Origin of the sequence: Sporocytophaga myxococcoides DSM 11118 (assembly GCF_000426725.1) — a bacterium.
Classification (GTDB): Bacteria; Bacteroidota; Bacteroidia; order Cytophagales; family Cytophagaceae; genus Sporocytophaga; species Sporocytophaga myxococcoides.
Map to the genome: position 1 here is coordinate 276,739 of NZ_KE384560.1, position 15,030 is coordinate 291,768.

Annotated in this window: 3 protein-coding genes; all 3 read left to right on the plus strand. The window is 37.9% G+C overall.

The window, feature by feature from the left end; genetic code table 11:
* The first annotated feature begins 14 nt into the window (after positions 1-14).
* The 3 genes from K350_RS29600 to K350_RS0119370 all read left to right on the plus strand — a co-directional run bounded on the left by K350_RS29600 (position 15) and on the right by K350_RS0119370 (position 14,896).
* Positions 15-6,551: an SDR family NAD(P)-dependent oxidoreductase gene (locus K350_RS29600; RefSeq protein ID WP_028981302.1), complete on the plus strand. Its 6,537-nt coding sequence runs from the start codon at positions 15-17 to the stop codon at positions 6,549-6,551.
* 97 nt (positions 6,552-6,648) lie between these two features.
* Positions 6,649-13,896, plus strand: a complete 7,248-nt coding sequence (locus K350_RS0119365) for an SDR family NAD(P)-dependent oxidoreductase (protein ID WP_037576442.1) — start codon at positions 6,649-6,651, stop codon at positions 13,894-13,896.
* 61 nt (positions 13,897-13,957) lie between these two features.
* Positions 13,958-14,896: an NAD(P)-dependent alcohol dehydrogenase gene (locus tag K350_RS0119370; protein ID WP_028981304.1), complete on the plus strand. Its 939-nt coding sequence runs from the start codon at positions 13,958-13,960 to the stop codon at positions 14,894-14,896.
* Positions 14,897-15,030: the final 134 nt, after the last annotated feature.

A 15,030-nucleotide genomic window follows, 5' to 3' on the forward strand; every position in this document is an offset into this window, starting at 1 on the left:
AAAAGAGAAAGAGGATGGCTAATTTTATAGAATATGTGGTTTCGGAATTAAAGAGCAAGCGATTGTCAAAGGCAAACGCCGTAGCTCTTATTAAACAATATTCTCTTCATTCATCAACTTCAATAAAGGCACATATCCATCCTTTATTGCACGATAATACTTCTGATCTGACTCAGCAAAGCTATACTTCTGTTTTTACCGGAGAAGAATCTTTCCTGAAAGATCATGTGGTAAACGGACAAAAGGTCTTGCCAGGTGCTGCTTATCTGGAAATGATAAGAGCTGCAGTTGAGAAGGCAATGCCAGCTAAGCAAGAATCTATTCTTGAATTGCACGATGTGGTTTGGTTACAACCACTTGTGGTTAAACATCAGAAGCAGGTTACTATAGGCCTGTTCGCAAGTGATGAAGGGATCAGTAACGGTGAAGTGGATTTTGAGATCTATAGTGTAGAAAAAGATGGAGAAGGAAACCAGCAAGAAACGATCCATTGTCAGGGACAAGCCAGATTTGTCAGTATGCCCGAATCTAATAAGCTTGATAGAGAGCAGTTGAAAGAGCAAATGCTGGAAGGTAGAATAGAAGCGTCCAGTATATATTCGGTCTATAAAAAATTGGGTCTTGCGTTTGGCCCTTCACATCAGTCATTAACATTCATCTATAAAGGTGACAGGCAATTGGTTGCTGGTTTAAGTTTGCCTGCTTCAGTTAATAATACTCTTAACGATTACCAGCTCCATCCAAGCTTAATAGATGGAGCCTTGCAAACGGCGATTGGCCTAATAGCAGACTTTAACAACCTTCCAAGTGAACGCACTCAATCATTGCCTTTCGCCTTGGAATCTATTCGTGTCCATTCAGCATGTACAAAAGACATGTTTGCCTGGGTTCGTTATTCACAAGGGGGTAAGCATGATGATAAAATTACCAAAATGGATATTGATCTGTGCGATCAGGAAGGAAATGTATGCGTGCAATTGCGTGGTTTTTCCTCACGAGTGATCAGCGCGGAATCCAATAACGTTGAGCAGGGAAGTGAAAGTGAGAGTATAGGAACTATGCTTGCTGTACCGGTTTGGGATTTAGCTCAGATTCCTGGAGCGCCAATGAAAATAAATCAATTGGTGGATATTTCTCAGCACATCGTTTTTATTAACCTTGATTATATTGATGAAAAGAAAGTGGAAGCTTTGGCTCCACAAAGCAGCTGTCATAAATTCCAGGTTACTCAAGAAAATATTTCAGAAAGTTATAGTGAAATATCTCTGGCTTGTTTTGAACTGATTCAGAATGTCCTTAAGGATAAATCTTTAGATAAGGCGATGGTTCAAATCGTTATTGCAGAAAAGAAAGAAAGCCTGGATGGGAAAGTTTTCATGGGTCTTTCTGGGTTACTTAAATCTGCAGCTCAGGAGAATCCCAGGTTTACCGGTCAAATAATTCTTTCTGATTCAAAATTTACAGAAGAAGAATTAGTAAAGCAACTGCAAGAAAACAAGGCAAGGCCTCAGGACAGTATAATCAAGTATACACAAGGTTCACGTTATGTTTTAAGGCTAAAGGAAATACAAGGGACTCAGGAAGATCCATCTATTGGATTTAAAGATCACGGTGTTTACCTTATCACAGGTGGGCTAGGTGGATTGGGAGTTTTATTTACAAAAGAAATACTCAGACAGTCAAAGAATGCGAAAGTAATATTAACTGGACGTTCAGAGTTAAGTACTGAAAAGCTAGCTCTATTGGATAAGTTACCTTGTGATAAAGGTCAAGTCGTATACAAACAGCTTGATATCTCCAATCTTGATCAGGTAAGTCAACTTATTTCTTCTGTCAAAAAGGATTATAATCAACTCAATGGCATTATTCATAGTGCCGGGATGATTTCTGATAATTTTATCATAAAAAAGACAGCTAAAGAATTTAATGAAGTACTCAGTCCAAAAGTGATCGGTACATACAATTTAGATCTGGCTACAAAGGATACTGATCTGGATTTTATGGTATTGTTTTCTTCAGGTGCCTCAATTACCGGTAACAGTGGTCAGTCCGATTATGCAGTTGCGAATGGATTCATGGATCAGTTTGCAATCCTTCGTAATGAGTTGGCTGCTCAGAATAAAAGATTTGGCAGGACAATCTCCTTTAATTGGGCTCTATGGCAGGAAGGTGGAATGGGAGCTGATCAGGAAAGCCAGAAATGGATGCAAAAAAGAGGAATGTATCCAATGTCTACTGAAGCAGGAATGTGTGTATTTTATCAAGGCCTTAATTTGCAGTACAATCAGATGCTTGTTGCTCAAGGTGATCTCGAACAGCTACGCAAAAATTTAATTGCAGAAAAAACACAGCCCGAGCAGGAGTCGTCTTCAATCGTGCGTTCGGTACCGAATGTGATAGCAGCTAATAAGGATATTAAACCTCTTAAAGAACAAACAGAAGAATATCTAAAAAAGCAATTTTCAGGTTTGTTAAAGTTGCAATCGCATAAAATTGATACACAAGCTCCATTAGAGAAATACGGTATCGATTCAATTCTAGCGATGAACCTGACCAACCAGTTGGAAAAAACTTTTGGTACATTATCTAAAACTCTGTTTTTCGAATACCAGACAGTTCGTGAGTTAGCTGAATACTTTATCAAATCTCATTCAGATGTATTGAACCAACTCTTTAGATCTGATAATGTAACTATCGAGAGAATTGCTAGTGTTGTATCTGAGCAAAAAACGCAGGTTAAAGCTAAAGTTAATTCAGACAGACGTATTAACAGACAAAGTGGTGTTAATCCTCCAACAAATTCAAAGCATTCAAAGAAGACAGAACCAATTGCTATTGTTGGTTTAAGTGGCCGTTATCCGGAAGCATATAATATAGAAGAATATTGGCAAAATCTAAGCAATGGTAAAGATTGTATTATTGAGGTGCCAAAAGAGCGCTGGGACTGGAAAGAATACTATACTGAAGACAGATCAAAAGGTGGACATCATTATAGTAAGTGGGGCGGTTTCATTGAAGGAGTTGATGAATTTGATCCTCGCTTTTTTAATATTTCTCCTCGTGAAGCAGCATTAATAGATCCTCAGGAGCGCTTATTCTTGCAGCATTCATGGATGGCAATGGAAGATGCTGGTTATACCCGCGCAAGTTTGCAAATTTCTGAGGAACAGGATTTGCCAGGACAAGTTGGTGTTTATGTTGGTGTAATGTATGGTGAATACCAATTGTTCGGCGCACAGGCCAGCGCATTGGGTAATCGCATGGGAATTGGCACCAGCTATGCAAGTATTGCCAATAGGGTATCATATATTCTGAATCTGCACGGCCCAAGTATGACGGTGGATACCATGTGCTCTTCTTCTTTAACAGCAATTCATCTTGCATGTCAGGATTTGAACCAGGGACGAACTAATTTAGCAATTGCAGGTGGAGTCAATGTTAGTATTCATCCAAACAAATATCTGGTGATAAGTGCCGGACAATTCATATCCAGTGATGGCCACTGCCAAAGCTTTGGTGAAGGCGGAGATGGATACATTCCTGGAGAAGGTGTAGGTGTAGTTGTATTAAAGCGTCTATCTGAAGCGATTAAGGATGGTAATCATATTTACGGAGTTATCAAAGGCAGTACACTCAATCATGGAGGGAAGACCAATGGTTATAGCGTTCCTAATCCGCAGGCTCAGGCCAGTATGATTAGCAGGGCAATGACAGACGCTAATGTAAATGCGCGTCAGATCAGTTATATTGAAGCTCATGGTACTGGTACCAAGTTAGGAGACCCAATCGAAATTGCTGCTTTGAGCCAGGCATTTCAGAAACAGACGAATGATACAGGTTTTTGTTTGATAGGGTCAGCAAAGTCAAATATTGGTCATTGTGAATCCGCTGCTGGTATTGCAGGGCTAACTAAAGTCCTATTGCAAATGAAGCATAAACAAATAGTCCCTTCATTGCATTCCAAAGTCCTGAATCCATATATAGATTTTGCAAAAACACCTTTTATAGTTAATCAGAAATTAAAAAACTGGGAGCAACCTGTGATAGATGGTAAGCTGCAACCAAGAATTGCAGGTTTATCATCTTTTGGAGCAGGAGGATCGAATGCTCACCTTATTATTGAAGAATATGTACCTACAGCTGAAATAGTACATCAACAAATGGCAGAAGTCCTCATTCTTCTTTCAGCGAGAACTGAGGAACAGTTAAAACAAAAGATCAAAGATCTGTTGAAATTTATTATCTCGAAAGAAAATTCAGCAAATCAAATTGACCTTGTTGCTCTGGCATATACGCTGCAGATTGGAAGGGAAGCTATGGTGGAAAGGGTAGGTTTTATTGTCAACTCGATCGAGAAGCTGGCGGAAAAGCTTACAGCTTGCGTAAATGGTGTTCCTGAAATTGATGGCTTCTATCATGGACAAGCTAATCACAAGAAAGGACCTATTGCCTTACTAAGTGAGGATCCTGACTTTCAGGAAACGATAGATAAATGGGTCGCACATAAGAAACTAGCTAAATTGCTTGACTTATGGGTGAATGGTCTGGACTTGGACTGGAGTAAACTTTATAATGAAGTAAAACCACAGTTCATTAGCCTCCCTGTATATCCTTTTGCTAGAGAAAGATATTGGGTTGATTTATTGAATAATGGAAAAAAATCTTCAACAGTAAATAAGTCATCAGTTCTTCATCCTTTGGTTCATACAAACACTTCTGATTTGAGCCAGGTGAGCTTTAGTTCTGCTTTTACAGGTGAGGAGTTTTTCATAGCAGATCATCAAATGAATACCGATGATGGCTCTAAACAAAAGGTTCTGTCAGCTGCGGTATATCTGGAAATGATTCGAACAGCAGTAGAACAAGCATCACCTAATAATCAACAATCTTCTGTTTTGGAACTAAGTAATTTGATTTGGGGACAACCTTTTATTGCTAATGAGAATAAGAAAGTTACAGTGGCTTTGTTTGGAGATGAAAAAGGACAGGTTAGTTATGATGTCTTCAGCCATGAAAATGATCAGGAGGTTGTTCATTGCCAGGGAGAGGCTGTTTATTACCAAGAACAGGCCCCTGCCAGAATTGATATAATGAACCTTGTTCAGAATAGGGGATTTTCCAGATTAGAACCTGCGGGCCTTTATACATTCTTTTCTTCACTAGGCCTTCATTATGGCGCTGCATATCAAGGGATATCTTCTGTCTATAAGGGGGATAAACAACTTCTTGCACATCTGTCTTTACCGGCCTCGGTTGAAAAAAACCAGAAAGATTTTGTTTTGAATCCTAGCATAATGGAAGGTGTTTTGCAAGTATCTATTTGTTTAATTGCTGATTTTCAACAGCAGTTGAGATTCCCTCTTTTGCCATTTTCTCTAGATGCATTATGCATAACAACAGCTTGTAAGAATGAGATGTATGCTTGGGTACGTTATAATGAAGGTAACAATCCGAATGATCAGATCATCAAGTTAGATGTTGACCTCTGCGATAAACATGGTAATGTATGTGTTCAGATGAAGGGATTGTCTTTACAACAAATTAAGATTAGTGCTCCCCTGAAAGTCAATAAAGAAGTTGTTTTACCAGTAAACGTTAGTAGTTCTTCAGAAAGAGTAAAAAGTAAGCCACAGGCAATACAATTGAATGGCTCGGATGAAATAAATACGATCACATTAAAGTCTATTGTTGAAAAGCCTCAGGAAATAAAGTTAATAGATTCTCTACAAGTAAATGACAATATTGCTGATGCTTTCCTTTCCAAGCCACAAGGAATACAATTAAATAATTCTCTTGGAGCGAATAACCTCGAAGACAGTATTTCAGGCAACTCAAAATTATCACCAATTGAATTGACATTGCAACCCTTAGCTCCCTCAAAAAGAAGTGATACGGAATATACAAAAGATCAAATTCAGGAAATATTAATTTCAAGTCTGGCTGAAGCACTTTATTTAAAGCCTTCAGAAATTGATGTAGATAAATCCTTTATAGATCTTGGTCTTGATTCAATAGTAGGAGTAGAATGGATAAAGTTTATTAATAAAACTCTTGGTTTGGAAATATCTTCTACAAAGATCTATGATTATGCAACCATTAAGGAATTAGCATTATTCCTTTCTAAAGAATTAGAAAATGTACAGACTCCTGAGCAAGCAGAAGTGCTGTTACCTTTAGTGGCTGAACCTCAAAGTGAATATGTTCTTGAGGGTGTTGAGAATCTTTCACCGGGGAATGTTTCTTTGGAACAACTCACTCCGATAAATGAGCAAGGCTTAGTTTATAATAAAGAGCATATTCAGCATGTATTAATTGCAAGTTTAGCGGAAGCACTTTATTTGAAGCCCTCAGAAATAGATATCGACAAATCGTTTATTGATATGGGACTTGATTCTATAGTTGGAGTAGAATGGGTTAAGTTTATCAACAAAAAGCTTGGCCTGGATATATCCTCTACTAGGATATATGATTATGCAACTATTAAAGAGCTTGCAATATTTTTAACAAAAGAATTGAAAAGCGTTTCGGTTTCTACTCTTTCTGAAATGTAATAAACTTCAGCAGGCAGATTTTGCAGTGAACTACCAAGCATATGATTGCTGGTGAAACCAAAACAGAGTATTCCATCTTATATCGTATTCCACAACCATGTTAAATTCCATAAAAGAAAAAGAACTTTTTTATACTAAAGAGCAAATTCAGCAAGCGTTGGTTACCAGCTTGGCTGAGGCGCTTTATTTGAGTCCATCAGAAATAGATATTGATAAATCTTTTATAGATCTTGGTCTTGATTCCATAGTAGGAGTAGAATGGATAAAGTTTATTAATAAGACCTTTGGCCTTGAAATATCTTCCACAAAGATTTACGATTATGCTACTATCAAGGAACTATCCTTGTATGTATCGAAAGAACTAGAAAATGTAATAGTTGCTCCTGTTAGTACATTATCTTCTTTACCGGCCAATAGTATTTCAGATTTGAAGACATTAGCCGCTTCAGCAAATTTATATTCAAACCCCTCAAGTGACTCAATCGGACAAGGCCTTGTATATACTAATGACCATATCCAGGAAGTCTTGGTTAAAAGTTTGGCTGATGCACTGTATTTAAAACCATCAGAAGTGGATGTTAATAAGTCATTTATTGATATGGGTCTTGATTCCATAGTAGGAGTTGAATGGATTAAGTTTATTAATAAAACCTTGGGGTTGGAAGTATCTTCTACAAAGATTTATGACTATTCAACCATAAAGGAGCTTACGTTGTTTTTAGCAAAAGAGTTGGGAAATGTTTCGGTTACTTCTATAAAAGAAATTACTCTTAGCCAACCAGTAATTCAGACTCCTGTTTCTAAGGTGTCTGTCCCATTGACAAGTTCATTTCCTAATCTGACCAGGAAAGCTCGTCCTACACAAGTTGTTGAAAGTACCAATGTGGTTACTAATGATAAAATAGCTATTATAGGTATGTCAGGTAGGTATCCGCAGGCAAAGAACTTAGATCAGTATTGGGAAAATCTGGCTCAGGGTAAAAACTCTATTATTGAAGTTCCTTCCTCACGTTGGGATATCAAACAATATTATGACGCGGATCCAAAGCAAAAGGGTAAAATGTATTGCAAGTGGATGGGGATGCTGGATGATGTTGAGTGTTTTGATCCATTATTTTTCCAGATTTCACCTTCAGAGGCTGAAGCCATGGACCCACAACATCGTTTGTTTTTGGAGGAAGGTTATAAGGCATTTGAAGATGCAGGTTATTCAGGTGCAACATTAAGTAATAAAAAGTGCGGAGTTTACTTGGGGATAATGAGTAATGAGTATAGTTACCTCATTGCGAAAAATAATTCCTCATCCGTAAATATAACCGGAAACAGCTTTGCAATAGGTGCTGCACGTCTTGCTTACTTTTTAAATTTGAAAGGCCCGGCTGTTCCGATTGATACTGCGTGCTCTTCTTCATTGGTTGGAATGCACGTTGCTTGCCAGGCATTGTTAAATGGTGAAATAGATATGGCGCTTGCCGGAGGCGTAAGCTTATACTTAATTCCTGAAGCTTATATTGGAATGTGTCAGGCTGGCATGCTCTCCCCTGAAGGTCAATGCAAGACTTTCGATGACTCTGCCAATGGATTTGTGCCAGGAGAAGGTGTTGGAGCTGTTGTGCTTAAAAGATTAGAGGATGCTCAGAGAGATAATGATCATATATATGGTGTTATTCTGGGATCGGGCATTAATCAGGATGGCAAAACAAATGGTATTACAGCTCCAAGTGTTAACAGCCAAACTGAGTTAGAGAGAGAAATTTATTCTAAGTATAAAATTAATCCTGAAACCATTAGTTATATAGAGACTCATGGTACTGGAACTAAGTTAGGCGATCCGATTGAACTGGAAGCACTTTCTACTGTATTTAAGGAGAAAACCTCGAAGAAGAATTTCTGTGCTTTAGGATCAGTAAAAAGCAATGTTGGACACACATCAGGTGCGGCTGGAGTTGCAAGTGTGCAGAAAGTATTGCTGTCGCTGAAGCATAGAACATTGGTGCCTAGCTTAAATGTTGTAAAAGAGAATACCATATTTGATTTTAAGAATTCTCCATTCTTCATTTCCAGAGAAAAACAGGACTGGAAAGTGAATTCTGCTTATCCCTTGCGCAGAGCTAGTGTAAGCTCTTTCGGATTTAGTGGAACCAATTCGCACTTAGTTATCGAAGAGTATCTTCAAAAGCCAAAGAAAAAGGGAACTCTTTCTGGTATTATTAGCAATGGGGGAGTCATCATTCCTTTATCTGCAAGAACTTCTACACAACTAAAACAACGAGCTCAAGATCTAGCAGATTATATTCTTAAAAATAAAGAATCTATCGATCTTGTAGACATGGCCTATACTTTGCAAGTGGGCAGAGACGAGATGAAGGAGCGTTTAGGGTTTGTTGTCAGTTCACTGGATCAGTTATCTGAGAAGCTTCACAATTATATTTCGGATAAGCCTAATTTTGAAAATATTTACAAAGGACAGGTAACACGTGATAAGGATCACTTGACTATATATGGTACTGATGCAGATTTACAAAAGATAGTTGATAAATGGATAAGTGATAAAAACCTTTCTAAGCTTGTTGATTTATGGGTAAAAGGTCTGGAGCTTGACTGGAGTAAGCTTTATGGGAATAATAAACCTCAGCGTGTCAGTCTGCCTACCTATCCTTTTGCAAAGGAAAAGTATTGGGTTGAAGTATCTGTAAATGCTTCTCCTGTAAGCCAGGAGAAAGTCAATGAGATGAAACCTAAAAACAAGGCTTTGCAGGAAGTTGAGGAAAAAATTCAGAAAATGTATTTTTATCCTGAATGGAAGAAAAGTCCGATATCACTTCAATCAGAGACAAATAAATCATTTGCAGAAGGTCCGACCCTGGTTATTGACACTTCAGATGACTTATACAATGCAGCAATAGGAAAGCTGAAGGGAAGCATTGCGGATAAATCCTTCATACTGGTAAAATTGGGAGATGAATATCAGGAACATGAATCTAATGTTTTTACCATTAACCAAGACAATGAAGGTCAATACAATCAACTAGTTGATACTCTAAAAGAGAGGAATCAGCTTCCTCGGCAAATTGTATACCATGGATTAACAATTGAGCATCTTGAGAAAGATAGTCAGGTGAATGATAGTTTTTATACGCTCTTTTATCTCTGCAAAGCTCTGCTTAATCAGAAAAATCAACAGTCCGTTAAAATTTTATCAATCTTCTCGACAAACGGAAGTATAACAGTTCCACAAAGTGCGGCAATTGCTGCTTTCTTCAAAACACTCACTTTAGAGAATCCAAAGTATCTTACCAAGGTAGTTGAAGTTCAGAGTAATTCCGCAAATCCTGAGATCTCAATTGAAAGCAAAATCAATATTATTCTGGATGAGTTTAGCGAAGAACTTTGGAATAAAAATGAAGTCAGATATAAACATGATAGCGGAAAATATATCAGAAATGTCAGAGAATTGACGAGCTATACCCCAGTTTCAAATAAATTAGCAACATTGCCTTTCAAGCAAGGTGGCGTCTACATCATATCAGGAGCTTTAGGAGGCTTAGGGTATATTATCAGCGAATACTTAGCTAAAAACTATCAGTGTAAATTGGTCCTTTTCGGAAGATCTGCGCTAAAAGCAGAACAGGAAGCAAAGGTAAATCAATTAAAGGCCTATAATGCAGAAGTTATTTATTTGCAAGCTGATGCCTCTAAGTTGGAAGATATGGAAGCCGTTGTTCATAAAGCAAAGCTTCAGTTTTCTCAGATAAATGGTGTGATCCATTCGGCAGGCGTCAATAAAGATTCTTTTATACTAAAGAAAACAAAAGAAGAAATTGAAAAGGTGTTAGCACCTAAAATTTATGGAACACTTAATTTAGATCAGGCGACGACAGATGAAAATTTAGATGTGTTTATTTTGTTTTCTTCAATTGCAGGAGTGATGGGTAATTTAGGGCAATGTGAATATGCTTATGGAAATCACTTTTTAGATTCATTTGCTGAATTGAGAGAAAGCAAGAAGAAGCAACAAAAGCGTTTTGGCAAGACCCTTTCAATTAACTGGCCTTTTTGGGAAGAGGGAGGAATGGTTCTTTCTCTGGATGAACTTGCCATAGCAAAGAAAGTAACGGGAGTTTGTCCGATCCCTACCAATGTTGGTATTCAATATTTGGAGGAATTCTTACAATCACATCTGACCCAAGGCATAGCTTTTTACGGATATCCATCAAGGGTTAATGTTTATTCAGGTCAGGAATCAAAGCAGCAAGGTCAAAGCACCAAAATCTTGACTAGCACTATTGATCCAGCAATTCTTTTGGAAAAAACGGAAGCATATCTGAAAGCTTTAGTAGGTGCTGAAATTAAGCTTTCTCCCGAGAAGATTGATTCCCAGGAACGGTTTGAATCTTTTGGTATTGATTCGATTATCGTTAGTCGCTTTAATGTAACATTAGAAAAAGATTTAGGTGCCTTGTCCAAGACATTGTTCTATGAATATTCAACAATAGAAGAATTAGCAGGATACCTGACACGAGAAGCAGGTAAGGCTTTAGTTCAGTTTTTTAATCTAGGGTATTCAGAAGAAGAGATTCAAACTGTTGAGGATAGTGAAGTTGATTTTGAAGGAGAAAAGGACATTCAGATAAAGCACGAGTATGGAAGTAATGAGCAGATTGCAATTATTGGAATTCATGGTTATTACCCTCAATCGGAAGATTTAAATAGGTACTGGGAAAATCTGAAACAGGGAAAAGATTTGATCGATCTTGTTCCTGCCAGTCGTTGGGATTATGAACAGTTCTATCATCAGGATCCTGAGAAGGCTGCTGAGGGAAAGATATATTGTAAATGGGGAGGCTTCGTAAATGATGTCGACAAATTCGATCCTCAATTCTTCAATATTTCTCCTGAAGAAGCGAGGATAATGGATCCTCAGGAGCGTCTTTTCTTACAGTCAGTTTGGGGGGCAATTGAAGACGCAGGATACAGCAAGGATAGTTTGAAAAAACGCCATCCTAAAGCAAAGAGTGCTGATGTGGGAGTTTTTGTGGGTGTTACTACCAATTCCTATAGTTTACTGGCAGCTGAGGAATGGAGCAGTGGGAATGTTGTTCCCAGCGCTCAGCCTTGGTCTATAGCAAACCGTGTCTCATATATATTCGACTTCCAAGGTCCAAGCATGCCTATTGATACTGCATGCTCTTCTTCACTGGTTGCAATCCATCTTGCGTGTGAAAGTCTCAAGAAGCGGGAGTGTCAGGTCGCTGTGGCCGGAGGAGTTAATCTATATTTGCATCCATCCAAATATCACTCCTTCTGCAAAAGAAGAATGGTTTCTCTGGAAGGTAAGTGTCGCAGTTATGGTGCCGGTGATGATGGCTTTGTTCCTGGAGAAGGAGTTGGGTCTGTAATACTTAAACCACTTAGCAAAGCTATTGCAGATAAAGATCATATCTATGCAGTAGTGGCTGGCAGTGCATTTGACCATGGAGGAAGATCAAATGGCTATTCTGCTCCAAATCCGAATTCACAAGCAAACCTGATTGAACATACACTTAGAAAGTCACAAATTCATCCTGAAACTATTGGATATATTGAGGGGCATGGAACAGGTACTCAATTAGGTGATAGCCTCGAAATTGTTGCTTTAACCAATGCGTTTAATAAACAAACAAAGAAAAAACAGTTCTGTCCTATAGGTTCGGTGAAAGCGAATATTGGCCACCCTGAGTCTGCTGCTGGAATTGCAGGTGTAGCAAAAATTTTATTGCAAATGAAACACAAGCAGATTGTTCCTACCATCCATTCAGAAGAAGTAAATCCAAATATCGAATTCAAAGAATCTCCTTTTTATCTTGAACATAAATTAACGGCATGGGAATCATCCCCTGATTATCCGAGAAGGGCGATTATTAACTCATTCGGAGCAGGAGGCGTGAATGCATGTATGATTTTAGAGGAATATGAAAAGTCTGATGAAAAGGAAAATGTAAATGAGGTAGGATCATATCTTGTAATACTTTCTGCAAAAAATGAAGATCGCCTTCGTGAATCTGTCAATCGCCTTCTGACTTTTGTGGGCAAGGAAAAGAATGTAAATCTTTCAGATCTCTCCTATTCACTACAAGTTGGTCGTGAAGCTATGCAAGAGCGACTGGCAATCGTTGTCTCGGACAGGAGGGAATTGATGGAGCGATTAAAGGACTGGAGGCAGCATAAACCTTCTGGTAGTATTTATCAAGGTAAGTATGACCCTCGTGAAGGGAGAAAGAAATCGACCAACAATGAAGATCTTCAAAAGATTGTTAAATCAAATGACCTTGCTAAGATAGCAGAATTGTGGATTGCTGGAATTGATGTTGACTGGGAAAGTTTATATGCAACAAATAAGCCGAATAGAATTGCATTACCCACATATCCTTTTGCTAAAGAGCGTTATTGGGTTTCAGATGTAAATACTTCTGCAAAGAAAAATGCTTCTGTTCAAGGAAATGGAAATGTTAATATGCACCCTTTGGTATCATATAACTCTTCAACATTGAGAGAAGTGAGCTTTAGTTCATTATTGTCTGATAAGGAATTCTATGCGATGGATCATCAGGTGCATAATGAAAAGATCTTTCCAGGTTCTGGTTTTCTTGAAATGGCCGGTATTTCTGGAAATATAGCAGGTGAGCAAAAGGTGTCTAAGATTACAGATATTGTTTGGGCAAATCCATTAAGCTTTAAAACAGGACCTCAATTGGTTCAAACGATATTAAAACCAAACGGAAGAGGAACAGAATATCAGATTGTGTCATTGAATGATGATAATGAAAGAGTACTTCATTCAGAAGGAAAGTTGTTTTTCAAAAATGGTATTGGCCATTCAGAGACTGCCGAGAAGACAATCTCAATAAAGGCACTGAAAGAAAAATGTGCAAAACCACAGAACGGTACAAATCTCTATAATTTATTTACTAATGCTGGTTTTAATTACGGTTTGGGTTTTCAAACCATTCAGGAATTTTACATCAATGATTCATATGCCTTATCTAAATTGAAGATAGCAGATTATTTAAAATCTGATTTTGATCAATTCATCCTTCATCCTTCCTTGCTTGATGGCGCCTTACAGACAGTCGCCGGTTTACTAGGAGGATCAGAACCTACAACTCCTTATCTTCCTTTTGCAATTGATGAATTGGAAATAATTCGTCCTATGTCGCAGATCTGCTATGCTTATGTTGAAGATGCGGATAAAGAGAAACAAGCAAAGGCGGGAGTTAAAAAGTTTAATATTCAATTACTGAATGAAGGAGGAGATCCCTTAGTGAGATTAACAAATTTTTATGTCAGAGCTTTGGGAAAGCTTTAAATATTTTGACGTTATTTATTTTTTATTTTTAAACAAGTTTGATAAATCTTAAAGTACCGCTATGAGAGCAATGGTTTGCACAAAATATGGACCTCCAGAGGTCCTTCAGCTTAAAGAGGTTGAAAAACCTGTGCCTAAAAATGATGAAGTTCTAATAAAAATTTATGCAACACCTATAACCGCACCAGACAGGAGAATCAGAGGTTTAAATGTCCCTTTCCCTGCAGCGAAGATCCTGATAAGATTGATGTTTGGTTTCACAAAGCCAAGAAAACCTATACTCGGTTTGTATGTGGCTGGAGAAATTGAATCAGTAGGAAAAGATGTGTCTCAATTTCAAAAAGGTGATCAGATATATGCGCGCACTGGGTCTCGATTAGGAGCCTATGCGCAGTATGTCAATCTTCCTGAAAAATGTGTTATGGCATTAAAACCAACGAATGTGTCTTACGAAGAAGCTATTGCTGTGCCTTATGGAGGTTCGAATGCTTTACATTTCCTCAAAAGAAAAGGCGGTATAAAGAAGGGACATAAGGTGCTTATTTACGGTGCGTCCGGAGCAATTGGTACTTCAGCAGTTCAGCTTGCCAAATATTTTGGTGCGGAAGTTACCGGTGTCTGCAGTACTTCAAATATAGAGTTGGTGAAATCCCTCGGAACAGATGCTGTGATTGATTATACAAAAAAAGATTATACCGATAGCAACGAACTTTATGATATCATCTTTGATGCAGTTGGAAAAATCACTTTTAAGAAAAGTAAGAAATTGCTTAAACCAGATGGGAAATATGTATCAGTGTTTTCTTCAGGTACTGCAAAAATACTTACAGAAGATTTTCTCCTACTCAAAGAGCTTGTTGAAAAGGGAAAATTTAAACCGGTTATTGATAGATGTTATCCATTAGAACAGTTGGCAGAAGCTCATAGATATGTGGATAAAGAACATGCAAAGGGAAACGTAGTAATTACTGTTTCGCATCAGGATTATTTCATACGCTGATAGAATTGTATTTGAAAATGGATTTATAGGTCTATTCAAAGTAGATGTTTAATAAAGAAGAATAATATATAACTATAAAAATAGGAGGAGAAAAATGAAAAAGAATATTGATTGGCCAGGTGAATGGTTTCGAG

Coding starts and splice junctions, on each gene's coding strand:
- K350_RS0119365 (WP_037576442.1), top strand. CDS start 6,649: ATGTTAAATTCCATAAAAGAAAAAGAACTTTTTTATACTAAAGAGCAA.
- K350_RS29600 (WP_028981302.1), top strand. CDS start 15: ATGGCTAATTTTATAGAATATGTGGTTTCGGAATTAAAGAGCAAGCGA.
- K350_RS0119370 (WP_028981304.1), top strand. CDS start 13,958: ATGAGAGCAATGGTTTGCACAAAATATGGACCTCCAGAGGTCCTTCAG.